Here is a 24,758-nt window from a genome sequence, read left to right on the forward strand (position 1 = left end):
ATGAATGTGGTAATTACCGGTGGTAACCGCGGGATCGGGCTGGCGCTGACCAAAGCGTGTCTTGCCAGAGGCGATAACGTTTACGTTGCCTGCCGTAACAGTTCTGACGCGCTGAATGCTTCCGGAGCAACGGTGTTGACCGGCGTGGATGTCTCTAACCCGGATGCGTTACCGGCGGCACTTGCACCTCTGCTCGATATTCACATTGACCTTCTCATCAATAATGCCGGCGTACTGGCCAGGGAAACGCTGGATGAACAGGAACCGCATACTATTGATTATCAGTTCAGAGTTAATGCTCTGGGGCCTTTGCTGGTATCGCAAATCCTGCTCCCGGCCATGGGTGAAGGCAGCAAAATCGGCCTTGTGACCAGCCGGATGGGCTCTATGGCGGATAACACATCAGGTGGATATTACGGTTACCGGATGTCAAAAGCAGCATTGAACGCTGCCGGTGTCTCTATGGCCAACGATTTGCGTACCAGAGGCATTGCAGTGGCATTACTACACCCGGGCTTTGTGCAGACGGAAATGGTGAATAATGCCGGTGATGTTGATGCAGATACAGCCGCTGCCGGTCTGTTGAAGCAACTTGATAGTCTTTCAATGGAGAACACCGGTAGCTTTGTTCATGCAAACGGGGAGTCACTGCCTTGGTGATTTGCCGTTCTGCAGTACTTGCACTCCTTTTTTGCGCAGGTAATGCCGTCGCAGAAAGTAATTATCACTGGCAACACGGCCCGTCATTACCAGCACCGGTGCAGGAAATTTACCCGGCAGTTCACAAAGACAGTATTTATGTGGCTGGTGGCCTGACATCCGGAACCCCGAATTTCACGGTATCAGACCAGGTTTTTCGTTTTCAGCAGGGCAGCCAAAACTGGCAAACATTGCCGCCTTTTCCTGTTCCTGTGCATCACGCTATGCTTGTGTCTGCGGGGGATAAATTATGGTCCTTCGGTGGTTTCACAGAAAACGAAAACGGGCAGTGGATCAATTCCTCTGCGGTTTGGGAATTTAATGAAAGTGACGGCAGCTGGATAAAGCGTAATCCCATGCCGGTTAAATTGTCTGAAAGCATTTCTGCCGTTATAAACGGTAAAGTGCACCTCGCCGGCGGACGGACTACGACGAAAGATAACTATCACTGGCAGCATCATATGGATTCAGACTGGCACGGCGTGTTTGATCCGGAAACGTCGGTGTGGCAGTCAGCAACGCCAATTCCAACCCCGCGCAACAGTGCATGCAGTGTGGTCTATGACGATAAGTGGCATGTGATTGGTGGCCGCACAGTGGACAACGGTAACACTGCTATGCATGAAGTATTTGATGCAGCAAAAGATATCTGGATAACCGGAAAACCTATGCCGGAAGCAGAAGCCGGGATTGGTTGCGCGGTGCTTCACGGCAGTATTTATGTTTTTGGCGGCGAATATTTTGACGATGCCGGAGGTGGCGTATTTCACAAGGTCTGGCGATACGAAATTAATCGTAAGCGCTGGTCTGAAGCCACTGTCATGCCAGTGCCGCGACACGGGTTGGGCGTGGTGACCTTTGAGGATGCAATCTGGTTAATTGGCGGGGCAGGTGAGGCAGGTGCGAAAGACACCCGCCATATCGTCAGTCAGTTTACGGTTGCCACTGACTGATTATGACGGCCTGTGGATCAGGCCGTTTCCATCTCTTCGTCATCGTCAGGACTCAAAACGCCCCAGACATCGTGCTCATCAGCATGAATGATTTCTGCCCACACACGTTCACCCGGTTTCACATCGTGCACACCATTGAGGTGTACGACGCCGTCGACTTCCGGGGCGTCCGCATAAGTACGGCCAACGGCACCTTCGGCGTCGACACTGTCAATGACCACCAGATATTCTTTACCGATACGTGACTTCAGGCGTTGTGCACTGATTTCGCTTTGAACTGCCATAAAGCGTGCAAGCCGGTCCTGCTTAACGTCTTCCGGCACCGGGTCAGGCAAATCATTGGCCTTTGCGCCTTCAACCGGACTGTAAGCAAAGCAGCCAACGCGGTCCAGCTGTGCTTCGCGAAGGAAAGTCAGCAATTCTTCAAATTCTTCTTCCGTTTCTCCCGGGAAACCAACAATAAAGGTTGAGCGGATAATGAGCTCAGGGCAAGCTTCACGCCAGGCTTTGACCCGCTCGATGGTGCGTTCTGCACTGCCCGGACGCTTCATCAGACGCAGGATACGTTTGCTGGCATGCTGAAAAGGGATATCAAGATACGGCAGAATACGACCTTCATTCATTAGCGGAATAAGATCATCCACATGAGGGTAGGGATAAACGTAGTGCAGACGCACCCACATATCCAGTTCACCGAGTTTTTCACACAACTGCTGCATATGTGCCTTAACCGGCATTCCATTCCAGAAACCGGTGCGGTGTTTTACATCTACACCGTATGCACTGGTGTCCTGGGAAATGACCAGTAATTCGCTGACACCTGCAGATTTCAGGCGCTTTGCTTCATCAAGTATTTCACCCACCGGACGGCTGACCAGGTCTCCCCGCATAGATGGAATAATGCAGAATGTACAGCGGTGGTTACAGCCCTCGGAGATTTTGAGATAGGCGTAGTTTCTCGGAGTCAGTTTAATGCCGTGATCCGGTACAAGGTGCTCGAACGGATTGTGAACCGGCTTCGGCAGATGACTGTGAACCTGTTCCACCACGCTTTCATAAGCATGGGGGCCGGTGATCGCGAGCACATTCGGATGCACCTCGCGGATTTCATCTTCTTTGATCCCGAGACAACCGGTCACAATCACCTTCCCGTTTTCTGTCAGTGCTTCACCAATCGTATCTAAAGATTCCTGCACAGCAGAATCGATAAAACCGCAGGTATTGACGATGACGAGATCGGCATCGTTGTAAGTAGGGACAACATCGTACCCTTCGGTGCGAAGCTGGGTGAGGATCCTCTCGGAATCCACGAGGTTTTTCGGGCAGCCTAAACTGACAAAGCCTATTTTCGCAATGGGATTTTCCACGGTGGATGCCGGGCTGTCGCTACGCTGTGACTCAAGTACTTTGACCGGAGTACTGAGTGTGGTGGTCGCGTTCGGGGTGTATTTCTCTACGGACATGAACTTCTACTGTTAACACATTATCGGCACATTATATCAGGCTTATTGCAGAGTAATAAGATTAGCCTTCGTTCCGGCAGCGATTTCCTCTTTTTTCATTCACCTGTTAGACTGCCGCACCTGAATAATCCTGTGTGTCCGGGCGTTACCCGGAGGAAAAAGCGTTCACTCCTCATGTTATTGCCGTTACATTGCTATGATGAAGCTGGTCGCATCAAACCGCCACTCTGGCTTTACTGGATGCTGTTAATACTTTGCAGTGACTGGATTGCATTAGTCTTTTCACTGGTCACGTTTGGTCAGACATCAGAACTACTTTCCGTACTTTATCCTGATAAAACAGTACTCGGCTGGCGCTTGCTTGCCACCTGGCCTTTTTTAACAGTCATTTTGCTGATGGGTAACCGGGAACGGTTGTGGAAGAAGGAATTGACCGGCTGGCGACTGGGGATCATGCCGCTTATCTGGACGGGAAATATCGTCAGTATCGCAGCACAAATGCAGACCGTGCTGCACGACCAGTGGGATTTCCACTGGACGCCGGCTTGTTTTATTCTGGTCAATGTTCTGGTGTTCGTCACTGTCATGCGCAGCCGGCACATCCGGTTGATGGTCAGTGACTGGCGTGATCCGGCCACCGGAGACAGTGGCGGAACAGAAGGTAAAACAATTACTGACGCTGGCGGGACAAAGCCTGGTCAAAATACATCGCCACACTGACATTGCTGTCGTTTACCAGGCGCTCATAACAAATACCGGCAAACGCGTAGGAATACTCTCCGGCGTCAAGTACAACAAAGGGCGCTTCGGGATTTGAATCGTCATATCGCCAGTCGCCGCCGGCAATCTTTCTGTAGGTCTCACCCAGATACGCACCGTAGACGTTACAAATGGTAAAGACGGCGGAGTCTTCCAGCGCTTTGTCGTGGTACTTGTCCAGAAAAGAAAGCAGTATGTCGTCAACGCTCTTTGTGCTTTCAGGGCTGTAATCCAGTTCAATAGCGAATTCATCCCGGGCCGCCCGGACAGCGTCGGCAGAGCATTCTTCCATTAATTTTTCGAGTTCAGCTTGTTGCATCGTGTTCTCCTTTTTCTTTTATTGTGCGCGTTGTAGCACGATGTGTCTATTTCGCCGTGATTTTATTAATCACACTGGCCGCTGCAAACATGCCAAATGTTGCGGTTACCGTAACCACTGCACCAAAACCGCCGGCGCAATCGAGTCGCGTACCGCCTTCAAGTGCAGATTTACTGTGACACACTGAACCGTCCGGTTGGGGGTAGCGTAACTGTTCCGTAGAATAGATGCACTCCACACCAAACCGGCGTTTCGGATTTTTCGTGAAGTTATAAAAGCGTCTTAATTCACTGCGAACCTTTGCCGCCAGCGGATCCTGAATAGTTCTGGCGAGATCGCCCCGTGTTATCTGCGTGGGATCAATTTGTCCGCCGGCACCACCAACGGTCACAACATGGCACTTGTTACGCTTGCACCAGGCAATGATAGCCGCTTTGGCCTTCACACTGTCGGTGGCTTCAATCACACTGTCCATATCAGTATGCAACACTTCACGGACATTCTCAGGTGTCACAAAGTCTTCTACCGTAATCACCCTGCAGGCCGGATTAATTAACTTAATGCGTTCAGCAAGCACGTCGACTTTTGCCTGACCTACCGTGTTGTCCAGAGCATGGATCTGACGGTTGATGTTGGTCGTACAGACATCATCAAGGTCAATCAGGGTAATCGTACCCACACCGCTGCGTGCCAGTGCTTCAGCACTCCACGCGCCAACGCCCCCTACACCTGTTACACAAACGTGGGCTGCTGCCAGTTTTTCAGTGCCATCAACGCCGTACAGCCGGCTTATTCCGCCAAATCTTTGTTTTTCGCTCATAGTTCCTGCTGATTTAATGTAAAACCTGCGTCGCTGACGGTAATTCAGGCGACCGGCAGTATTTTACAGGGAATTTTTTGTTAATGCAGTGCGCAGTGCGGATTTGACGGGGATTATTCTAATTATCCGGATAATCAATCCTTGAATTGCCAAAATACGTTAAACGAAAGGTGTGGTTAAATTTCAAAATCCAATTTAACAGGAGCTTTCCATGGGACTACTGGTAGACGGTAAATGGCAGGACAAATGGTACGATACTGACGGCAACGGCGGGAAATTCAAACGGGAACAGTCTGTGTTCCGTCATCATGTTGAGAATTCAGATAACGCGAAATTCCCTCCTGAAAGCGGGCGATATCACCTTTATGTGTCGCTTGCCTGTCCGTGGGCACACAGAACCCTGATTTTCCGGAAAATTAAAGGACTGGAACCGCACATCAGTGTTTCCGTTGTATCGCCGGATATGCTGGATAACGGCTGGACCTTTGATAAATCCGCAGGCAGCAGCGGCGATGATCTTTTTGATTTTGATTTCATGCATCAGCTATACACCAAAGCTGAGCCCGGTGTAACAACGAGGGTTACGGTACCTGTGCTCTGGGATAAGAAAACCGCATCTATTGTCAGCAACGAATCGGCGGATATTATCAGAATGTTCAATACGGCATACAATGACATAACCGGTGATACGACGGACTATTATCCCCCGGCGTTACGGGAAAACATCGACAATATCAATGAACTGGTTTATCACAACATCAACAACGGTGTGTATAAATGTGGTTTTGCTACTACCCAGAGTGCTTACGAAGAGGCATTTGAAGCCCTGGTTAACGCTATGAACTCTGTTGAATCCAGATTGAGTCATCAACGATACTTGTGCGGTGACAAACTTACTGAAGCAGACTGGCGTTTGTTTACCACGCTAATCCGCTTTGATCCTGTCTATCACGGTCATTTTAAATGCAATCATAAACGGGTCACGGATTATCCCAATTTGTACGATTATATGCGGGAGCTGTATCAGTTTCCCGGTGTGGCTGACACAGTGGATTTTGCGCATATCAAACGCCATTACTACTACAGTCATACCATGATTAATCCGACACAGGTTGTGCCGGCCGGTCCGGCACAGCAACTGGATGTGCCCCATACCAGAGAGAACAAATAATGAGCACTAAAACTGTATTGTCACTTCATCAGGGAAAACCCACGCAAGATGGTGCGGGCGTGTCGCTGACCCGCATAATCGGACAGCCGTCACTTCCCCGTCTGGACCCCTTTCTGATGCTGGATTTTTTCGGTTCTGATAATCCGGGGGAATACATCGCCGGCTTTCCTGCCCATCCGCACAGGGGATTTCAAACGGTGACTTATATGCTGGCGGGTAAAATGCGCCACCGGGATTCCGTAGGCAATGAAGGTGTCATTGAGGCTGGTGGCATCCAGTGGATGAACGCGGGCAGGGGACTCATTCATGAAGAAATGCCGGAGCAGGAATCGGGGTTATTGCAAGGCTTTCAGTTGTGGGTGAATTTACCGGCAAAAGAAAAAATGTCAGCGCCGGGATATGAAGATATCCATCCTGATGCCGTGCCGGATGTTGCAATAGGGCAACAGGTCAGGGTGAAAATACTGGCTGGTGAATTTAATGGCGTCAGTGGTCCGGTTAAAAGTCATTCTGTCGATCCGCTGTTTATTGACGTACAAAGCGCTGCTGAAGAGGAAGTGACGTTGCCGCTGGCGGATGAACATAATACATTTGTTTACTGCTACGAAGGTGGCCTGCAAATTGCTGAACAACCGGTAAGTCATGGAAAGTTGGCAGTACTCAGTAAGGGGACAGCATTAACGATGACAATGCAGGCCGGCACAAAATGCATTATTGTCAGCGGTGCGCCTATTCATGAACCTGTGGTGCAGTACGGACCATTTGTGATGAACACCGAAGCTGAAATTCATCAGGCCATTAAAGACTATCAGAACGGGAGTTTTGCTGGTTAAACAGGCATTTTTAAGCTGCTTTGTGTCGAAATTGTTAAAATTGCATGGTTTTGATGACTTTCCACTGACAAACAATTGAACCAAAGCAGCCACTCGCTTAGTATTCAGTGAGGCAGGAAAAAGAATTAGCCGTACTTATAAAACAGGAAAGTCAATGAAACCAGTTATCTTAGCCGGTGGGACAGGGAGTCGATTATGGCCCAAATCCCGCGCAGCACTTCCAAAGCAATTTCTCGCGCTCACGTCAGAACAAACTATGTTGCAGGAAACGGTTACCCGTCTGAAAGGGATCGATTCCGAAAGCCCCATTTTTATTTGTAATGACGCCCATCGTTTTCTGGTTGCAGAACAGTTACGCATACAGAACATTGCCCATGACGGAATTTTGCTTGAGCCGGTAGGGCGCAACACTGCCCCGGCGATTGCGCTGGCTGCGTTGCATGCAACCAAAAATGGTGAAGATCCTATTTTACTGGTGCTGGCAGCAGACCATCTGATTAAAGATACGCCGGCTTTCCATCTCGCCATCGAAAAGGCGGAAATCCTGGCACGAACAGGTAAGCTGGTAACCTTCGGGATTGTACCGGACCAGCCGCATACCGGTTACGGTTACATCAAAGCCGGAGACGGAATTGATAACGGATTTGTGGTTGATGAATTCGTAGAAAAGCCGGATCTCGCCACTGCGGAAAGTTATGTATCTTCCGGTAAGTATTTCTGGAACAGCGGCATGTTCATGTTTAAAGCAAGCCGTTATCTGGAAGAGTTAGAAAAATTCAATCCTGACATTCTGTCAGTTTGTCGTGATGCCATTGATACAGAGTCTGCTGATCTGGACTTTATCCGTGTTGACGCAGATGTATTTGCATCCTGCCCGGACGATTCAATCGATTATGCGGTGATGGAAAAAACCGACAGTGCGGCAATGGTACCACTCGACGCTGGCTGGTCTGATGTTGGCAGCTGGTCATCCTTGTGGGAAACCGCTGAGAAAGACACCCGTGGCAATGTTATTGTCGGTGATGCCATTCTGGAAGGCGTTAACAACAGTTATATTAATGCCGAGCAGCGTTTGATTTCTGTTATCGGACTGGATGATGTTGTTGTTGTTGAAACAAAAGATGCCATCATGGTTGCGCATAAAGATAAAGTGCAAAACATCAAAAATGTGGTAAACCGTCTGAAAGCAGAAAAACGCCCTGAATTCGAATTCCACCGGGAAGTATTCAGACCCTGGGGCAGCTATGATTCCATTGATAACGGTGCACGTTTCCAGGTGAAGCGTATTACGGTTAAGCCGGGTGAAAAATTATCAGTACAAATGCACCATCACAGAGCTGAGCACTGGATTGTAGTAAGCGGCACAGCCAATGTTACCATCGGAGAAAAAACGCAGCTGGTGACAGAGAATGAGTCGACCTATATTCCAATCGGTGAAGTTCATGCGCTGGAAAACCCGGGCAAGATCCCGCTGGAGCTGATTGAAGTGCAATCCGGTGGTTATCTGGGTGAAGACGATATCATCCGTTTCTCTGACCGTTATGGCAGAACAGAAAAAAAGGATGGTAAAGCGTGAGTCAGCCAATTACCTGTTTTAAAGCCTATGACATCCGCGGAGAGCTGAACAAGCAGCTTTCCGAGGAAGTGGCTTACCGCATAGGCCGCGCTTTTGCTGAAGAACTGAACGCGAAAACTGTGGTTGTCGGTGGTGATGTGCGCCTTACTTCTACACCATTAAAACTGGCTTTGTCAGCGGGCCTGATAGATGGCGGTGCAAAAGTTTATGATTTAGGTGACACCGGCACGGAAGAGATTTATTTTGCCACTAAGCACCTGGGTGTCGATGGTGGTATTGAAGTAACTGCCAGCCATAATCCGATTAACTACAACGGTATGAAGCTGGTTAAAGCCGGCTCTGTTCCTATCAGTGGTGATACCGGCTTAAATGCGATTAAAGCACTTGCTGAGACATTCGATGACGAAGCGGTTGCAAGCCGTCTGGCATTTTATTGCAATGGTGCCAGTATTGATGCTGAAGCGTTCTTCAACGGCCACAGTCATATTGATATTGCGAAGCTTAAGGCTTCCGGTGCCTACGAAGAAAAAGACTGCCTTACAGATTATGCACGCCACGTTGTCTCATACATTGATACAGCTAACCTGACGCCTCTGAAAATTGTCGCGAATGCGGGTAATGGTGCAGCCGGTAAGGCGTTGGATGCCATTGAAGCGGTATTCGCTGAAACAGGTGTGCCAGTGGAGTTCATCAAAGTTCACCATCAGCCTGACGGTACATTCCCTAACGGGATCCCCAATCCGCTTCTGCCTGAAAACCGTGCGGATACGGCAAAAGCGGTTATTGCCCATAACGCTGATTTCGGCATCGCCTGGGACGGTGATTTTGACCGCTGTTTCCTGTTTGATGCGAAAGGGGAGTTTATTGAAGGCTATTACATTGTAGGTTTACTTGCTCAGGCGTTCATCGACAAGGAAGATAACGCCAAAATTATCTACGATCCCCGCGTGTTCTGGAACACCGAAGATATTGTGAAAACATCTGGTGGGACGCCGGTTAAATCCAAAACCGGTCATGCGTTCATCAAAGAGCGTATGCGCAAAGAAGACGCTGTGTACGGCGGTGAAATGAGTGCTCACCACTATTTTCGCGACTTTGCTTATTGCGATTCAGGTATGATCCCCTGGTTGCTGGTGGCAGAATTGCTCTGCACAAAGCAAACATCGCTGGCTGATATGGTGGCAGCACGGATTGAAGCGTTTCCGTCCTCAGGGGAAATTAACAGCGTGCTGAAAGACGCAGATGCTGCGCTGGCGCGGGTTAAAGCAAAATATGAAGCAGACGCTGAAGTTATCGACAATACTGACGGCATCGGTTATGAATTTGCTGAGTGGCGCTTTAATTTGCGTAAATCGAATACGGAGCCGGTAATACGCCTGAACGTTGAGTCCCGGGGTAACATTCCGTTGATGGAAGAAAAAACACAGGAATTAATTACGCTTATTCGATCTGAATAATAGTCATTCCTTAAATGTCTAAAGCCTCGTTCTAACGAGGCTTTTTCGTTTGTATAACCTGATTCAGAACAGGAAAATCAACCAGGCATGGGACAAAACAACCACCGTTGTTAAAGCCATCCGCAAGGTGATGTAGCTGACAATCGCTGATTTATCTAATGCGAGTACCTGCTTGTCATAAAATAATACTGCCAGATAAGCCACCGACAGCACACCCAGCGTAGACAGGTTGCCTGCAAATACAAGACATAACCAGCCAGTAATCGTGGGCAGCATGGCAATCAACAGTTGCGGACCATACGCTTTTTTATTCAGGGCATCCCACCAGTAAATACCACCAAAAAATGACAGCAGGACGGCAGAATACTGGGTGAAATAACGGGCACTTTCATGCAACGGCAGCAGGTTAAGGACTACTGCAAGAGGCAAAAATAAAAAAGGGATCAGTCCGGCAACCCCTAATAGCACAACCTGATAGGGCATGTTCACTCCTTAAAACAAAAATAGCGCCATAAGGCGCTATTTTAACTCATCGGGAAAAAATTACTTTTCCAGCGGTGAGAATTTACGTTGGTTGTGACCTGTATACATCTGACGTGGACGACCGATTTTTTGCTTCGGATCGCTCATCATTTCATGCCAGTGTGAAATCCAGCCAACTGTACGGGACAGGGCGAAGATACACGTGAACATGTTGGTAGGAATACCAATCGCTTTTAAGATAATACCTGAGTAGAAGTCAACGTTCGGGAACAGTTTCTTCTCAGCGAAGTACGGGTCGTTAAGGGCGATTTTTTCCAGTTCCATTGCTACATCAAGTAATGGATCCTGTACATTCAGCTCTTTCAGTACTTCGTGACAGCTTTCACGCATTACTGTAGCGCGCGGGTCGTGGTTTTTGTAAACACGGTGACCGAAGCCCATCAGACGGAAAGGATCGCTCTTATCTTTCGCACGTGCGATAAACTCAGGAATACGGTCCACGCTGCCGATTTCTTCCAGCATTGTCAGACATGCTTCGTTTGCACCACCGTGCGCAGGGCCCCACAGAGATGCTACACCGGCAGCGATACACGCATAAGGGTTAGCACCTGAAGAACCTGCCAGACGTACAGTAGACGTAGAAGCGTTTTGTTCGTGGTCAGCGTGAAGCGTGAAGATACGGTCCATAGCCAGTTCAACGGCAGGACTGATTTTGTATTCTTCAGCAGGTACTGAGAACATCATATTCAGGAAGTTTGCAGCGTAGCTTAAGTCGTTACGTGGATAAACAAACGGTTGACCGATGTTGTACTTGTAACACATAGCTACCAGCGTAGGCATTTTCGCGATTAAGCGGTGTGCACTGCGCATACGCTCTTCAGGGTTAGAAACGTCCAGGTCACTGTGGTAGAAAGAAGACATCGCACCTACAGTGCCGCAAAGCATGGCCATCGGGTGGGCATCATTGCGGAAACCGTGGAAGAACATGTTGATTTGTTCATGAACCATTGTGTGACGGGTAATTGTCGCACGGAAATCTTCATATTCTTCTTTAGTTGGTGCTTCGCCGTTTAACAGCATGTAGCACACTTCGAGGTAGGACGCATCACGTGCCAGCTCTTCGATAGGGTAACCACGGTGCAGTAATACACCAGCCGCGCCATCGATATACGTAATTGCAGACTCGCAAGAGCCTGTCGCCATGAAACCGGGGTCGAACGTGAAATATCCGTGTGCACCCAGTGAACGTACATCAATTACATCTTGACCCTCGGTGCCGGACAAAATCGGTAGTTCGATCTCTTTATCACCGGCTTTCAGAATGGCCTTCTGATCTGCCATAAATGCTCTCCTCAGAATGGTTCTTTGGCAACGTTCTCGCTTAAAAACTAAACGAGTTAGTTGGAAAAAGTGGCGTAGTTTTACTTTATTATGCAGCTAAAAGTCAATTTAATTGCAAAATTGTATAATAAATATTCCAAGTTATTAAAAGTTATATCGAAACTGTATTACAACTTATGTTTATTTTATTTACGCACTAAAAAATAAGTTGTAATTGAAGTGAAAAGAAATGGTTTCTTCATGACAGATTAACAATCATGTGAAATGTCCATGGATTACATCTGTTTCATCTAAATGCATAGAATTTCAGGTGTGTTATATTAATACGCGACGCCATAGGTGTTGAGTGTAGATTGCCTGCTGCACTTGCGCTTGCTTCGATAAGCAAAAGTAACGCTCTCATCATACACCCCGCCATGCAGTGTTCAGAAGTTATACGACTAAAGTCCTAATAGGGTACAAAAAATTGTAATTGTACAATGCGCTGGATATACTCAGGCGTGCTTGAAACGAGGCACTACTGCCTTGTTAATAAAGCAATAAATACTTCACAAATTGTTAACAACTCATTGGACGAGACTATTAACAGGTAAACAACCGAATTACTCTGTCAGGACATAAAAACAGCGGGTAATTCATATCCCTACGGATTAAACAGGCATAAATTGTGAAAAAGCAAAGACCAGTAAATTTAGACCTCAAGACAATTAAATTTCCTCCCTCTGCTGTTTCTTCAATTCTCCACCGCGTCACCGGCGTAGCCATGTTTTTCGCACTTTTATTTGTTATCTGGGCATGGGCAGTTTCTGTTTCATCACCAGACGGCTTTGCTAACGTGCAAACAATCATGGACGGAGTAATTGGAAAACTGATTGCTATCGGTACAGCTTCCGCACTTACGTATCACATTCTTGGCGGTATCCGTCACGTTATTATGGATATGGGTCACTGGGAAGAATTAGAGTCAGGTAATAACAGCGCCCGTGCAATCATTGCACTGTGGGTTGTTCTTACTGTCGTTTTGGGAGTCGCACTATGGTAACTAACCAGGCAAGCATTAAGCGCGACGGTGTACAAGATTACGTTACACTGCGCACAACCGCCGCAATCATCACCGCATTTTCATTTTTCATGGTGTGGTTCTTCATCACCACCGATGAACTCAGCTATGAAATCTGGCGTGGTCTGTTTACTGGCTTAGGCATGAAGGTCTTCACATTTGCAACACTGGTTGCTGTTATGTTTCACGTTCGTGTTGGTCTGTGGCAAGTTCTTACCGATTACGTTAAAGCGCCCGGCCTGCGTGCTGTTATCCAGTTCGTATTGAACCTGATCGCGTTTGTATACGTTCTTGTTGGCCTGTTTGTTTTGTGGAGTATCTGATATGAATCTACCAGTACATGAATTTGACGCCGTTGTAATCGGCGCAGGCGGTGCGGGTATGCGTGCCGCATTGCAAATTTCTCAGTCAGGTAAATCCTGCGCCTTATTATCTAAGGTTTTTCCTACACGTTCTCACACCGTATCTGCGCAGGGTGGCATCACCGTAGCGCTGGGTAACTCCCATGAAGATAACTGGGAATGGCACATGTATGACACGGTAAAAGGTTCCGATTATATCGGTGACCAGGACGCCATTGAATATATGTGTAAAACCGGTCCTGAAGCCATTATTGAAATGGAAAACATGGGTCTGCCTTTCTCACGTTTCGAGAATGGTAAAATTTATCAGCGTCCTTTCGGTGGTCAGTCGAAAAACTTCGGTGGCGAGCAGGGCGCACGTACAGCGGCTGCTGCAGACCGTACCGGTCACGCGCTGCTTCACCTTCTGTATCAACAGAACGTGAAAAACAAAACGAAAGTATTTTCTGAGTGGTACGCACTGGATCTGGTTAAGAACCAGGACGGTGATGTAGTAGGTTGTACTGCAATCGACATCGAAACCGGTGAAGTGGTTTACTTTAAGTCACGTGCTGTTGTACTGGCTACCGGTGGTGCAGGTCGTATTTACGCTTCTACGACTAATGCTCACATCAATACCGGTGACGGTGTTGGTATGGCACTGCGTGCCGGTGTTTCCGTACAGGATATGGAAATGTGGCAGTTCCACCCGACAGGTATTGCCGGTGCCGGTACGCTGGTAACCGAAGGTTGTCGTGGTGAAGGTGGTTATCTGCTGAATAAAGACGGCGAACGTTTCATGGAGCGTTATGCTCCTAACGCGAAAGACCTTGCCGGTCGTGACGTTGTTGCCCGTTCAATGATGACGGAAATCCGCGAAGGTCGTGGTTGTGAAGGCCCTTGGGGTACTCACATTAAATTGAAGCTGGACCACCTGGGTAAAGACGTACTTGAGTCACGTCTGCCTGGTATCCTTGAGCTGTCACGTACATTTGCTCACGTTGATCCGGTTAAAGAACCTATTCCGGTAATCCCGACTTGTCACTATATGATGGGTGGTATTCCAACCAACGTTCATGGCCAGTGTCTGACTGTTGATGAAAACGGTAACGACTCCGTAGTAAATGGTTTATTCGCCTGTGGTGAGATTGCTTGTGTATCTGTACACGGTGCAAACCGTCTGGGTGGTAACTCACTGCTTGACCTGGTGGTATTCGGTCGTGCGACCGGTCTGCACCTGGGTGAAAAACTGTCTGAAATCGCACCTACCCGTGACGCTTCTCAATCTGATCTTGATGCGGCTATGGCCCGCTTCAATCGATGGGAGTCTTCTGAAAAAGGTAAGGGTGAAGATCCGGTTCAAATTAAAAAGGACCTGCAGCAATGTATGCAACTTAACTTCTCGGTATTCCGTGAAGGTGATGCAATGGCTGAAGGTTTACAACAACTTAAAGAAATCAGAGAACGCCTGCAACACGCCCGTCTTGATGATAAGAGTTCTGACTTTAATACCCAGCGTATTGAGTGTCTTGAGCTTGATAACCTCATGGAGACAGCATACAGCACTGCAGTGGCTGCGAACTTCCGTACGGAAAGTCGTGGTGCACACAGCCGTTTCGACTTCCCGGACCGTGACGATGAAAACTGGTTATGCCACAGCATCTATCGCCCGCAAACCGAGTCTATGTTGAAACGTGACGTCAATATGGCGCCAAAGTTACGGGAAGCATTCCCGCCTAAAGTGCGTTCGTATTAAGAGAGGCAAGTATCATGCAATTACATTTTTCAGTTTATCGCTACAACCCTGACGTAGACGACGCACCTAAAATGCAAGACTACAAAATGGAAGTGGAAGAAGGCCAGGATATGATGGTGCTGGATGCACTGCTACTTCTTAAAGAACAGGATCCTACGCTGTCTTTCCGCCGCTCATGCCGTGAAGGTGTATGTGGTTCAGATGGTATGAACATGAATGGCAAGAATGGCCTGGCATGTATCACACCATTATCTGCACTGGGTAAGGGTAAAATTGTTATCCGTCCACTGCCTGGCTTGCCGGTAGTGCGTGACCTGGTTGTTGACATGACGCAGTTCTACAACCAGTACGAGAAAATTAAACCGTTCCTGATTAACGACAGTAAGCAGCCGCCTGCACGTGAACATCTGCAGTCGCCTGAAGACCGTGCAAAACTGGATGGCCTGTACGAGTGTATTCTATGTGCTTGTTGTTCAACGTCTTGTCCGTCGTTCTGGTGGAACCCTGACAAGTTCATCGGTCCTGCTGGTCTGCTTCATGCTTATCGTTTCTTAATCGATAGCCGTGACACCGCTACCGAAGAGCGACTCAACGACCTGGATGATGCATTCAGCGTCTTCCGCTGCCACGGTATCATGAACTGTGTCAGTGTATGTCCGAAAGGATTGAACCCGACAAAAGCTATCGGCCAGATTAAGTCGATGCTTTTACAACGGGCTGTTTAGTACAAATTTCTGTCACTTTTTTAGTTTCAGATTGCAATTAGCTAAATGGCCATCCATCGAGGATGGCTATTTTTTTATATATACGGCATAAACGGTTGGTTTTTATTCACAATATGATCATAACTATTGGTTCTTATGAAAATAACCGTCATAATATAACACCGTGTTAAAGAATATTTCCTAAACGTAGCAAGGCACAATAATGCAAGAAAGCGTGATGAAAGCGTGGTGGGATTCCTCGCATATGGCGGGCGCCAATGCTGCCTATGTGGAAGAGTTGTACGAAATGTACATCGACAATCCACAAAGCGTTTCAGATACATGGCGTCAAGTGTTCGATACCCTACCGAAAGTTGACGGCGTAGAACTGGAAAGCAACCATACGTCAATTCGTAATCAATTCAGGCAGCTCGCTGCCCTTGGACCAACAGCCAGGATGTCTTCATCTGCCAGTCAGGAAGGCTCCGCTCCTTCAGATGACCGTCAGGTTAAAGTTCTTCAGCTGATTAACGCGTATCGTTTTCGTGGTCACCAGAATGCAAATCTCGACCCGCTTGGACTTTGGAAACAAACTAAAGCCCGCGATTTGGATCTCTCTCATCACTCTCTGACAGATGCAGACCTCGACGTTAACTTTAATGTCGGTTCTTATGCTATCGGTCAGGACAGCATGTCGCTACGTGACCTGTTCAAATCTCTTAACCGCACTTACTGCGAATCTATCGGTGCAGAATACATGCACATTACCGATACTGAGCAGAAGCGCTGGTTACAACAACGCATCGAATCTGTAGAAGCCAGCCCGCAAATCTCTAAAGAAGAGAAGCTTGCTATCCTTAAAGGGCTGACAGCTGCTGATGGTATGGAAAAATACCTGGGTGCAAAATTCCCGGGTGCTAAGCGCTTCTCACTTGAAGGTGGTGATGCACTGGTTCCGATGCTTAAAGGCCTTATTACTGAAGCCGGAACCGTTGGCACTAAAGAAGTGGTAATCGGTATGGCTCACCGTGGCCGTCTGAACGTACTTATAAACGTGCTGGGTAAAAACCCGTCTGTACTGTTCGACGAGTTCTCCGGAAAACATGACAATACGTTAGGTTCCGGTGACGTTAAGTACCACGCTGGTTTCTCTTCAGATTTCGCAACGCCCGGCGGTAATGTTCACCTGGCGCTGGCGTTTAACCCGTCTCACCTTGAAATTGTTAACCCGGTAGTTATGGGCTCTGTACGTGCACGTATTGACCGCCGCAACGACGATTTCAATAAAGTGCTGCCAATTACCATTCACGGTGACTCTGCGATTGCCGGTCAGGGTGTTGTGCAGGAAACCTTTAACATGTCTCAGACACGTGGTTTCGCTGTTGGCGGTACAGTGCGTATCGTAATCAACAACCAGGTTGGTTTCACAACGTCCAAGACTGAAGATACCCGTTCGACTCAGTATTGTACTGACATTGCGAAGATGGTTCAGGCGCCTATTTTCCATGTGAATTCTGACGATCCTGAAGCGGTGATGTTTGTGACTAAACTGGCCCTTGAGTATCGTAATAAATTCAAAAAAGACGTGGTTATCGATCTGGTTTGTTACCGTCGTCATGGTCACAATGAGTCTGATGAGCCGAATGCGACTCAGCCATTGATGTATCAAAAAATTAAAAAGCATCCTGTTCCCCGTCAGATCTATGCTGACCAATTAATTGCTGAGGGTACAATTGAAAGTCGTGATGCTGAACGTTTCATTGAAGAATACCGTGCAGCATTAGATCATGGTGCTTGTGTGGTAGAAGAATGGCGTCCGATGACAGAGCATTCTGTAGACTGGACTCCTTATATCGGTCACGATTGGGATGCACCTTACGACGGCAGTTTGCCTATCGAAAAACTGAAGTCTCTTGCTGAAAGTATCAGTAGTTATCCGGAAGACTTCAAACTGCATTCACGTGTAAATAAAGTCTATCAGGACCGTAAGGCCATGGCATCCGGTGAAAAACCTCTTGATTGGGGTATGGCCGAGAACCTGGCGTATGCATCGATTGTTGACGATGGTAGTAGCATCCGTATGACCGGTCAGGACTCAGGTCGTGGTACCTTCTTCCACCGTCATGCTGTACTGCACAACCAAACTGACGCTTCTACCTATATGCCTTTACAGAATATCCGTGAAGGTCAGGGTGAAATCGAAATCTTCGATTCTGTATTATCAGAAGAAGCGGTTATGGCGTTCGAATATGGCTTTGCTACTGCGGAACCCGGTACGCTGACTATCTGGGAAGCGCAATTCGGTGACTTTGCTAACGGCGCTCAGGTTGTCTTTGACCAGTTCTTAAGCTCAGGTGAAGCGAAGTGGGGCCGTCTTTGTGGTCTGACTGTGTTACTTCCACACGGTTACGAAGGGCAGGGACCAGAACACAGTTCTGCACGTCTTGAACGTTTCCTGCAATTATGTGCTGACCACAACTGGCAGGTATGTATCCCGTCTACGCCGGCTCAGGTGTTCAATATGATTCGTCGTCAGGTTGTACGTCCAATGCGTAAGCCTCTGATTGTCATGTCACCTAAGTCATTACTGCGCCACCCGCTGGCCATTTCTTCTTTAGAGGAACTGTCTGAAGGCGTGTTTAAGAACGTTATCGGTGAGATTGATGATATCGATCCGGCTGGCGTGAAACGCGTGGTGATGTGTTCAGGTAAAGTGTACTACGATCTGCTTGACCAGCGTCGTAAGAATGAACAGACCGATGTGGCTATTATCCGTCTTGAACAGTTGTATCCGTTCCCTCAGGAAGAAGCAGCAAAAATTGTTGCCGAATACAGCCATGTTAAAGATTGGGTATGGTGTCAGGAAGAGCCTCAAAATCAGGGCGCCTGGTACAGCAGCCAGCATCACTTCTGGCAAGCCATCCCTGATGGTGCAAAATTATCATATGCGGGACGTGAAGCATCGGCTTCTCCTGCCGTAGGCTATCTATCCGTTCACAACCAGCAACAGAAAGCCCTGGTTGAAGACGCACTCACGATTAAATAAAGGAACAGTGATGACAATTGAGATAAAAGTTCCGGTTCTGCCTGAATCAGTTGCCGATGCGACCATTGCAACTTGGCATGTTAAAGCCGGTGATGCAGTTAAGCGCGATCAAAATCTGGTTGATATTGAGACCGATAAAGTGGTTCTGGAAGTAGTAGCACCTGCTGACGGTGTTATCGGTGAAATCCTGAACGAAGAAGGCGCGACTGTATTAGGTGAGCAAGTGATTGCGAAGCTGAGCGAAGGCGGTGAAGCACCGACTAAATTAGAAAGCAAATCTTCTGAAGCTAAAGCTGAATCTAAAGAAGCCGCACCAGCAGCTTCCGGCAAAACCAGCGATGTAAAAGTACCCGTACTGCCTGAGTCAGTTGCTGATGCAACTATTGCTACATGGCATGTTGCTGTGGGTGAAGCAGTAAGTCGCGACCAGAACCTTGTTGACATCGAAACCGATAAAGTGGTTCTTGAAGTTGTTGCACCTGCAGATGGTTCTCTGGCAGAAATTCTGGCAGAAGAAGGTGCTACAGTAACGGCTGAAGAAGTGATTGCTAAGTTTGTTGAAGGTGCAGCTTCCGGTAAAGCGGCTCCTGCAGCGGCTGAAGAAGCTGACGACAGCGATGATGGCGATGCGTTAAGCCCGTCTGTACGTCGTTTACTTGCTGAAAAAGGCGTTGATGCGTCTAAAGTAAAAGGTACCGGCAAAAACGGTCGTATCACCAAAGAAGACGTTGAACAGTATCTGAAAGGGGGTAGTGCAGCACCTAAAGCAGCAGCTACAGCGGCTGAACCGGCAGCTAACCTGCCTGTTGGGGACCGCAGCGAAAAACGTGTTCCTATGACACGTCTTCGTAAAACAATCGCTACCCGTCTGCTGGAAGCGAAAAACTCGACTGCGATGCTGACAACCTTCAACGAAGTGAACATGAAGCCAATCATGGATCTGCGTAAGCAGTATCAGGACAGCTTCGAGAAGCGTCACGGCATTCGTCTTGGTTTCATGTCTTTCTACGTGAAAGCAGTCACTGAAGCGTTGAAACGTTTCCCTGAAGTAAATGCATCTCTTGACGGTGATGACATTTGCTACCACAACTATTTTGATATCTCTATCGCGGTTTCTACCCCGCGTGGTCTGGTAACGCCAGTGCTGAAAGACACTGACAATCTGGGCATGGCAGGTATCGAAAAAGGCATCAAAGATCTGGCTCTGAAAGGTCGTGACGGTAAACTGTCAATGGCTGATCTGCAGGGCGGTAACTTCACCATAACTAACGGTGGTGTGTTCGGTTCTCTGTTGTCTACGCCAATCATTAACCCGCCACAAAGCGCGATTCTGGGTATGCACAAAATCCAGGAACGTCCAATGGCAGTGAATGGCAAAGTAGAAATTCTTCCTATGATGTACCTGGCCCTGTCTTATGACCACCGTATTATCGATGGTAAAGAGTCAGTTGGCTTCCTGGTTACTGTGAAGGAAATGCTTGAAGATCCAACACGTCTGTTACTGGACGTATAAGTTTTCAGGTAGTCATTGTGTGCAGGCAGCAACCCGTTGCTGTCTGTCACAGCGCTGGTTTCGAAGAATGAGGCCGGTCATACTAATCAAGTCGCATAAGCGACTTTTGTCTTACTAAAAATCGGATAGAAACACCATGAATTTGCATGAATACCAAGGTAAGCAGCTATTCAAAGAATACGGTTTACCTGTTTCTGAAGGATACGCATCAGACACACCTGAAGGTGCTGTAGAAGCGGCCGACCGCATCGGCGGTGACGAGTGGGTTGTGAAATGTCAGGTACATGCCGGTGGTCGCGGTAAAGCGGGCGGCGTTAAACTTGTAAAAGATAAAGAAGACATTCGCGCATTTGCAGAGAAGTGGCTTGGCAAGAACCTGGTAACTTTCCAAACTGATGAGAAAGGTCAGCCAGTAAGCAAAATCTTAGTTGAATCTTGCACTGATATCGCAAACGAATTGTACTTAGGCGCGGTTGTTGACCGTGGTACACGTCGCGTTGTTTTCATGGCATCTACTGAAGGCGGTGTTGAAATCGAGACCGTTGCAGAAGAAACGCCTGAAAAAATCCTGAAAGCTGAAATCGACCCAATCGTTGGTCCTCAGCCTTATCAGGCACGTGAAATGGCATTCAAACTGGGTCTGGAAGGCGTACAAGTAAAACAATTTACGCAAATCTTCCTGGGTCTGGCGAAAATGTTCGAAGACCTTGACCTGGCGCTGATCGAAATCAACCCGCTGGTAATCAAGACTGACGGTAACCTGCACTGCCTGGACGCCAAACTGGGTGTAGATGGTAACGCACTGTATCGTCAGAAAAAAGTGAAAGAAATGCACGATCCTTCACAGGAAGATGCCCGTGAAGCACATGCTGCCTCTTTCGAGCTGAACTACGTTGCACTTGACGGTAACGTTGGCTGTATGGTTAACGGTGCAGGTCTGGCCATGGGTACCATGGACATCGTAAACCTGCATGGCGGTAAGCCTGCAAACTTCCTGGATGTTGGTGGCGGCGCGACTAAAGAGCGTGTAGCTGAAGCATTCAAAATCATTCTGTCTGACAGCAATGTTAAAGCAGTACTGGTAAACATCTTCGGTGGTATCGTGCGTTGTGACATGATCGCTGAAGGTATCATCGGCGCAGTAAAAGAAGTAGGCGTTGAAGTACCGGTTGTTGTACGTCTTGAAGGTACAAATGCTGATCTTGGCCGTGAAGTTCTGGCGAACTCAGGTCTGGATATCATCGCTGCTGAATCGCTGACTGATGCAGCAGAAAAAGTTGTTGCTGCAGCGGAGGGCAAATAATGTCAGTTTTAATTAATAAAGACACCAAAGTAATCTGTCAGGGTTTCACTGGTGGTCAGGGTACTTTCCACTCTGAACAGGCTATTGCTTACGGTACGCAAATGGTTGGCGGTGTAACGCCGGGCAAAGGCGGTACTGAGCATTTAGGTCTGCCAGTATTCAATACTGTACGTGACGCGGTAGAAGCGACGGGTGCGACTGCATCTGTTATCTACGTACCGGCTCCTTTCTGTAAAGATTCAATCGTTGAAGCGGCTGATGCTGGCATCGAGCTGATTGTTTGTATCACTGAAGGTATCCCTACGCTGGACATGCTTTACGTTAAAGAATACGTAAATGCGAAAGGCGTTCGCATGATCGGTCCTAACTGTCCGGGTGTTATCACTCCGGGTGAGTGTAAGATTGGTATCATGCCTGGTCACATCCACAAGCCTGGTAAAGTAGGTATCGTTTCCCGCTCTGGTACACTGACGTACGAAGCGGTTAAACAAACTACTGACGAAGGTTTCGGCCAGTCTACCTGTGTTGGTATCGGTGGTGACCCAATCCCGGGTTCTAACTTCATCGACATTCTGAAAATGTTCCAGGACGATCCACAGACTGAAGCGATTGTTATGATCGGTGAAATCGGTGGTACTGCAGAAGAAGAAGCGGCAGCGTTTATCAAAGAAAACGTAACTAAGCCGGTTGTTTCTTACATCGCGGGTGTTACAGCTCCTCCGGGTAAGCGCATGGGCCACGCCGGTGCAATTATCGCAGGTGGTAAAGGTACTGCAGACGACAAATTCGCAGCCCTTGAAGCAGCAGGCGTTAAGACTGTTCGCTCACTGGCTGACATCGGTAAAGCACTGCGCGAGCAGACTGGCTGGTAAGCCTTGCTTTTTGATGATTATAAAGCCCGCTGATAGCGGGCTTTTTTAATATAAATCAATGGTTACTCTTTCTGATCCTGTATCGTGAACTATAGTTATTCCTATATCCAGCCTGTTCATGATGAATTGAAGGATGCCTATGTTTTTTGGAAAAAAGAAAACCACTACTACTGAGGTTACATCGTCAGTACTGACCCGTTCTAAAAGTCTGCAAAGTAATCAAATTTCTGAATCATTTCTCAGAGAGCTGGCATTCGATGAAGGCACGGCGCTGATCATTGCTTTTGTCTCTCCTCACCTTGATTTTGCATCTGTAAGCAGACAGATAACCCAAACCGCCAGCCTTTGTAAACATGTCATCACAATCATGACTTCAGGTGAGTTGGGTGGGGGGACGACTCTTTACCATCCTGCTCCTGAACGATGGGACAACATTGTTATCCATAGCTTTTCTTCTGCACTGATAAGTCAAATCAGTATTCACGGCGTGCCTTTATACAGTGATGATATTAAGAAGGGTAAACCGGTAATGCCACCTGCTGAGCGGGTCAAACGCATCGCATCAGAGTTATCCAAAGTAAATGTACCTTTTGATATAGGTAGCAGAGACACCTTTGCCTTGACCTATTTTGACGGCATAACTGCCAGTGAGGATTTTTTCACTCAGGCTTTGTACAAAGTGAAACGGTTCCCCTGTTTCTTCATAGGTGGCAGTGCAGGGGGAAAGCTGGATTTTAAACAGGCTGACATTGCCCTTAACGGAGAAATAAAATCTAATCAGGTTTTACTCGCATTCTGTAAGTTATCCCGAAACTACCGTTACGGGATCATGAAAAGCCATAACTTTGTGACCACGGGTACGGGGTTTACCGTGGCCAAATTCGACCCGCTTACCCGAACCCTGCATTCAGTACTTGATAAAGATATGTCGCTGCGCACACCAGTTGACGCATTAGCGCGGCATTTTAAATGTTCTGCCGGAGAACTGGACAGCAAACTGACCAGTCACTCATTCGGTATTGATATCGACAAGAGTATTTATATCCGCTCTGTAGCTTCAATCAATGATGATGGCAGCATCCGTTTCTTCAGCGATATGGGGTTTGGCGAATACTTACAACTGGTTAAGGCTACAGATTTTAAGCAATCTTTGCAGCGGGACTTTGATAATTTTCTGAGAGGGAAAAACGGAAAACCTGTGGCGCTGATTGCCAATGACTGTATTTTAAGGCGATTAAACAATCCGGATAATTTAAGCGGGATTGGTACATTTGATCAGGTGGTTGTGTCAGGTTTTTCCACATTTGGTGAATATCTGGGGTTACATCAGAATCAGACAGTAACGGCCATCGGTTTCTTCAAACATGATGAGCAACAGTCATATTTTGATGAATATGTTACCAATTTCCCGTTTCACCTGGCTGCATTTTCAAATTATCACATGCAGGCAAAACTTATCAGTATGAGCAATATCAATATGTTGCAGAGCAAGTTAATTGAGCAGACAGAGAAATTCCATCCCTTACTCAAAGAATCTACCGGACAGTTAAAGTTTGTTGCATCTCAGGCCAGTGATTCAGCAAACCGTCAGTTAGAGCTTGGAAAGCAATTTGATTTCTTCATGCAACAAATTGCCCGTCAGGAGCATGAACGTGCTGAATTATCTGGTGGTATGGACAGGCTCCGTGAAAGTGCAGAGAAGATTGTAAACATTATTCAGTCTATCAGCGGTATTGCCGAACAAACTAACTTACTGGCGTTAAATGCAGCGATTGAGGCTGCACGTGCAGGTGAAGCCGGGCGTGGTTTTGCTGTTGTGGCTGACGAAGTCAGAGCGCTCAGTCAGCGTACCCAGTCAAGTCTTAAAGAAACCGGCGATACGATCAATGAAGTCTCTGCGTCTATAGACGGGATATCCTCTGCTATCGACAGTATTAACGGATTGCTACAGGAAATTGAGTCCGGATCGGTAAGTTTAAGCAGCGAATTAGCGGCCTTATCGGAGTCTTCTTCCGGTGCAAGTCAACGTGCTGAAGAAGGCATTAAGCGGGCAGATGCTGCATACAGTCAGATGCAGGAAATTGAAGCCGAAACACAATTGATAGATAAACTGAATCAGCTTGCTAAATCTCAATAGAATAAATGGCCGGTAAATCGATTTTGCCGGCTGTTCCTCTTACAGGCATACCGTTTTTACATCTGTGAAAACAAGTCCTCTCAGTTATCACATTTGCGCCAATAAACTTAATCGATACAGTCCGCTATTTTAAAAGGTTTTGAGAGACAGCT

At 47.6% G+C, this 24,758-nt stretch carries 21 protein-coding genes; 16 read left to right on the forward strand and 5 right to left on the reverse strand.

The window, feature by feature from the left end:
- Together DS731_RS10290 and DS731_RS10295 are read left to right on the forward strand one after the other, a co-directional pair.
- Entirely contained in the window at positions 1-660 is a 660-nt protein-coding gene (locus DS731_RS10290) for an SDR family oxidoreductase (RefSeq protein ID WP_119501241.1), read from the forward strand.
- Positions 657-1,652, forward strand: a complete 996-nt coding sequence (locus DS731_RS10295) for a Kelch repeat-containing protein (protein ID WP_232373555.1) — start codon at positions 657-659, stop codon at positions 1,650-1,652. Before DS731_RS10290 ends, DS731_RS10295 begins: the two co-directional genes overlap by 4 nt.
- 17 nt (positions 1,653-1,669) lie before the next feature.
- On the opposite strand, the gene rimO is transcribed toward DS731_RS10295, so the two are convergent.
- Entirely contained in the window at positions 1,670-3,115 is a 1,446-nt protein-coding gene (gene rimO, locus DS731_RS10300) for a 30S ribosomal protein S12 methylthiotransferase RimO (protein ID WP_119501243.1), read from the reverse strand.
- Positions 3,116-3,289: 174 nt separating this feature from the next.
- Between rimO and DS731_RS10305 the strand changes: the two genes are divergently transcribed.
- Positions 3,290-3,835, forward strand: a complete 546-nt coding sequence (locus tag DS731_RS10305; protein ID WP_119501244.1) for a DUF2919 family protein — start codon at positions 3,290-3,292, stop codon at positions 3,833-3,835.
- Here the strand turns inward: DS731_RS10305 and DS731_RS10310 are convergent.
- Together DS731_RS10310 and tcdA are read right to left on the reverse strand one after the other, a co-directional pair.
- Positions 3,786-4,193: a hypothetical protein gene (locus DS731_RS10310; RefSeq protein ID WP_119501245.1), complete on the reverse strand. Its 408-nt coding sequence runs from the start codon at positions 4,191-4,193 to the stop codon at positions 3,786-3,788. The genes DS731_RS10305 and DS731_RS10310 overlap by 50 nt on opposite strands.
- A gap of 46 nt (positions 4,194-4,239) precedes the next feature.
- The gene (gene tcdA, locus DS731_RS10315; protein ID WP_119501246.1) at positions 4,240-5,013 is read right to left on the reverse strand and encodes a tRNA cyclic N6-threonylcarbamoyladenosine(37) synthase TcdA; all 774 of its coding nucleotides are present in this window, start codon (positions 5,011-5,013) and stop codon (positions 4,240-4,242) included.
- Positions 5,014-5,224: 211 nt separating this feature from the next.
- On the opposite strand from tcdA, the gene DS731_RS10320 reads away from it, so the two are divergent.
- The 4 genes from DS731_RS10320 (at position 5,225) to DS731_RS10335 (ending at position 10,050) form a co-directional block, all read left to right on the forward strand.
- Positions 5,225-6,184, forward strand: a complete 960-nt coding sequence (locus DS731_RS10320) for a glutathione S-transferase family protein (protein WP_119501247.1) — start codon at positions 5,225-5,227, stop codon at positions 6,182-6,184.
- Entirely contained in the window at positions 6,184-7,017 is an 834-nt protein-coding gene (locus DS731_RS10325) for a pirin family protein (RefSeq protein WP_119501248.1), read from the forward strand. Before DS731_RS10320 ends, DS731_RS10325 begins: the two co-directional genes overlap by 1 nt.
- Before the next feature lie 154 nt (positions 7,018-7,171).
- Positions 7,172-8,593 carry a mannose-1-phosphate guanylyltransferase/mannose-6-phosphate isomerase gene (locus tag DS731_RS10330; RefSeq protein WP_119501249.1) on the forward strand — a complete coding sequence of 474 codons (1,422 nt, stop codon included), beginning with the start codon at positions 7,172-7,174 and terminating at the stop codon, positions 8,591-8,593.
- A complete protein-coding gene (locus DS731_RS10335) occupies positions 8,590-10,050 on the forward strand; it encodes a phosphomannomutase CpsG (RefSeq protein ID WP_119501250.1) in 1,461 nt (486 codons plus the stop codon). Before DS731_RS10330 ends, DS731_RS10335 begins: the two co-directional genes overlap by 4 nt.
- Positions 10,051-10,113: 63 nt before the next feature.
- Here the strand turns inward: DS731_RS10335 and DS731_RS10340 are convergent, their stop codons facing one another.
- The gene (locus DS731_RS10340; protein WP_119501251.1) at positions 10,114-10,533 is read right to left on the reverse strand and encodes a DUF3429 domain-containing protein; all 420 of its coding nucleotides are present in this window, start codon (positions 10,531-10,533) and stop codon (positions 10,114-10,116) included.
- A gap of 60 nt (positions 10,534-10,593) precedes the next feature.
- Positions 10,594-11,874, reverse strand: coding sequence for a citrate synthase (locus tag DS731_RS10345; protein WP_119501252.1), 1,281 nt, complete (start codon positions 11,872-11,874; stop codon positions 10,594-10,596).
- Positions 11,875-12,541: 667 nt separating this feature from the next.
- Here DS731_RS10345 and sdhC point away from each other — a divergent pair.
- From sdhC to DS731_RS10390, 9 genes are all read left to right on the forward strand, one after another.
- Complete coding sequence (sdhC, locus tag DS731_RS10350; protein ID WP_119501253.1) at positions 12,542-12,916, forward strand: succinate dehydrogenase, cytochrome b556 subunit; 375 nt, start codon at positions 12,542-12,544, stop codon at positions 12,914-12,916.
- Positions 12,910-13,257 (forward strand): succinate dehydrogenase, hydrophobic membrane anchor protein, encoded by a 348-nt coding sequence (gene sdhD / locus DS731_RS10355; protein ID WP_119501254.1) that lies wholly within the window; start codon positions 12,910-12,912, stop codon positions 13,255-13,257. Before sdhC ends, sdhD begins: the two co-directional genes overlap by 7 nt.
- 1 nt (position 13,258) lies before the next feature.
- Positions 13,259-15,031 (forward strand): succinate dehydrogenase flavoprotein subunit, encoded by a 1,773-nt coding sequence (gene sdhA / locus DS731_RS10360; RefSeq protein WP_119501255.1) that lies wholly within the window; start codon positions 13,259-13,261, stop codon positions 15,029-15,031.
- 14 nt (positions 15,032-15,045) lie between these two features.
- On the forward strand, positions 15,046-15,756 hold the full coding sequence (locus DS731_RS10365; RefSeq protein WP_119501256.1) for a succinate dehydrogenase iron-sulfur subunit: 711 nt from the start codon (positions 15,046-15,048) through the stop codon (positions 15,754-15,756).
- Between the two features lie 202 nt (positions 15,757-15,958).
- A complete protein-coding gene (locus tag DS731_RS10370; protein ID WP_119501257.1) occupies positions 15,959-18,781 on the forward strand; it encodes a 2-oxoglutarate dehydrogenase E1 component in 2,823 nt (940 codons plus the stop codon).
- Positions 18,782-18,791: 10 nt separating this feature from the next.
- Positions 18,792-20,294, forward strand: a complete 1,503-nt coding sequence (odhB, locus tag DS731_RS10375; protein ID WP_119501258.1) for a 2-oxoglutarate dehydrogenase complex dihydrolipoyllysine-residue succinyltransferase — start codon at positions 18,792-18,794, stop codon at positions 20,292-20,294.
- A gap of 136 nt (positions 20,295-20,430) precedes the next feature.
- The gene (sucC, locus tag DS731_RS10380; RefSeq protein ID WP_119501259.1) at positions 20,431-21,597 is read left to right on the forward strand and encodes an ADP-forming succinate--CoA ligase subunit beta; all 1,167 of its coding nucleotides are present in this window, start codon (positions 20,431-20,433) and stop codon (positions 21,595-21,597) included.
- Entirely contained in the window at positions 21,597-22,469 is an 873-nt protein-coding gene (sucD, locus tag DS731_RS10385; protein WP_070124076.1) for a succinate--CoA ligase subunit alpha, read from the forward strand. The genes sucC and sucD overlap by 1 nt, the downstream gene beginning before the upstream one ends.
- 139 nt (positions 22,470-22,608) lie before the next feature.
- Positions 22,609-24,606 carry a methyl-accepting chemotaxis protein gene (locus DS731_RS10390; RefSeq protein WP_161599144.1) on the forward strand — a complete coding sequence of 666 codons (1,998 nt, stop codon included), beginning with the start codon at positions 22,609-22,611 and terminating at the stop codon, positions 24,604-24,606.
- The last annotated feature ends 152 nt before the right edge of the window (positions 24,607-24,758 follow it).

Origin of the sequence: Alteromonas sp. RKMC-009 (assembly GCF_003584565.2) — a bacterium.
Taxonomy (GTDB): Bacteria; Pseudomonadota; Gammaproteobacteria; order Enterobacterales; family Alteromonadaceae; genus Alteromonas.

Bases quoted from the DNA above. Each gene is read 5' to 3' on its own strand.
- DS731_RS10290 (WP_119501241.1), top strand. From the start codon at position 1: ATGAATGTGGTAATTACCGGTGGTAACCGCGGGATCGGGCTGGCGCTG.
- rimO (WP_119501243.1), bottom strand. From the start codon at position 3,115: ATGTCCGTAGAGAAATACACCCCGAACGCGACCACCACACTCAGTACT.
- DS731_RS10305 (WP_119501244.1), top strand. From the start codon at position 3,290: ATGTTATTGCCGTTACATTGCTATGATGAAGCTGGTCGCATCAAACCG.
- DS731_RS10310 (WP_119501245.1), bottom strand. From the start codon at position 4,193: ATGCAACAAGCTGAACTCGAAAAATTAATGGAAGAATGCTCTGCCGAC.
- tcdA (WP_119501246.1), bottom strand. From the start codon at position 5,013: ATGAGCGAAAAACAAAGATTTGGCGGAATAAGCCGGCTGTACGGCGTT.
- DS731_RS10320 (WP_119501247.1), top strand. From the start codon at position 5,225: ATGGGACTACTGGTAGACGGTAAATGGCAGGACAAATGGTACGATACT.
- DS731_RS10325 (WP_119501248.1), top strand. From the start codon at position 6,184: ATGAGCACTAAAACTGTATTGTCACTTCATCAGGGAAAACCCACGCAA.
- DS731_RS10330 (WP_119501249.1), top strand. From the start codon at position 7,172: ATGAAACCAGTTATCTTAGCCGGTGGGACAGGGAGTCGATTATGGCCC.
- DS731_RS10340 (WP_119501251.1), bottom strand. From the start codon at position 10,533: ATGCCCTATCAGGTTGTGCTATTAGGGGTTGCCGGACTGATCCCTTTT.
- DS731_RS10345 (WP_119501252.1), bottom strand. From the start codon at position 11,874: ATGGCAGATCAGAAGGCCATTCTGAAAGCCGGTGATAAAGAGATCGAA.
- sdhD (WP_119501254.1), top strand. From the start codon at position 12,910: ATGGTAACTAACCAGGCAAGCATTAAGCGCGACGGTGTACAAGATTAC.
- sdhA (WP_119501255.1), top strand. From the start codon at position 13,259: ATGAATCTACCAGTACATGAATTTGACGCCGTTGTAATCGGCGCAGGC.
- DS731_RS10365 (WP_119501256.1), top strand. From the start codon at position 15,046: ATGCAATTACATTTTTCAGTTTATCGCTACAACCCTGACGTAGACGAC.
- DS731_RS10370 (WP_119501257.1), top strand. From the start codon at position 15,959: ATGCAAGAAAGCGTGATGAAAGCGTGGTGGGATTCCTCGCATATGGCG.
- odhB (WP_119501258.1), top strand. From the start codon at position 18,792: ATGACAATTGAGATAAAAGTTCCGGTTCTGCCTGAATCAGTTGCCGAT.
- sucC (WP_119501259.1), top strand. From the start codon at position 20,431: ATGAATTTGCATGAATACCAAGGTAAGCAGCTATTCAAAGAATACGGT.
- sucD (WP_070124076.1), top strand. From the start codon at position 21,597: ATGTCAGTTTTAATTAATAAAGACACCAAAGTAATCTGTCAGGGTTTC.
- DS731_RS10390 (WP_161599144.1), top strand. From the start codon at position 22,609: ATGTTTTTTGGAAAAAAGAAAACCACTACTACTGAGGTTACATCGTCA.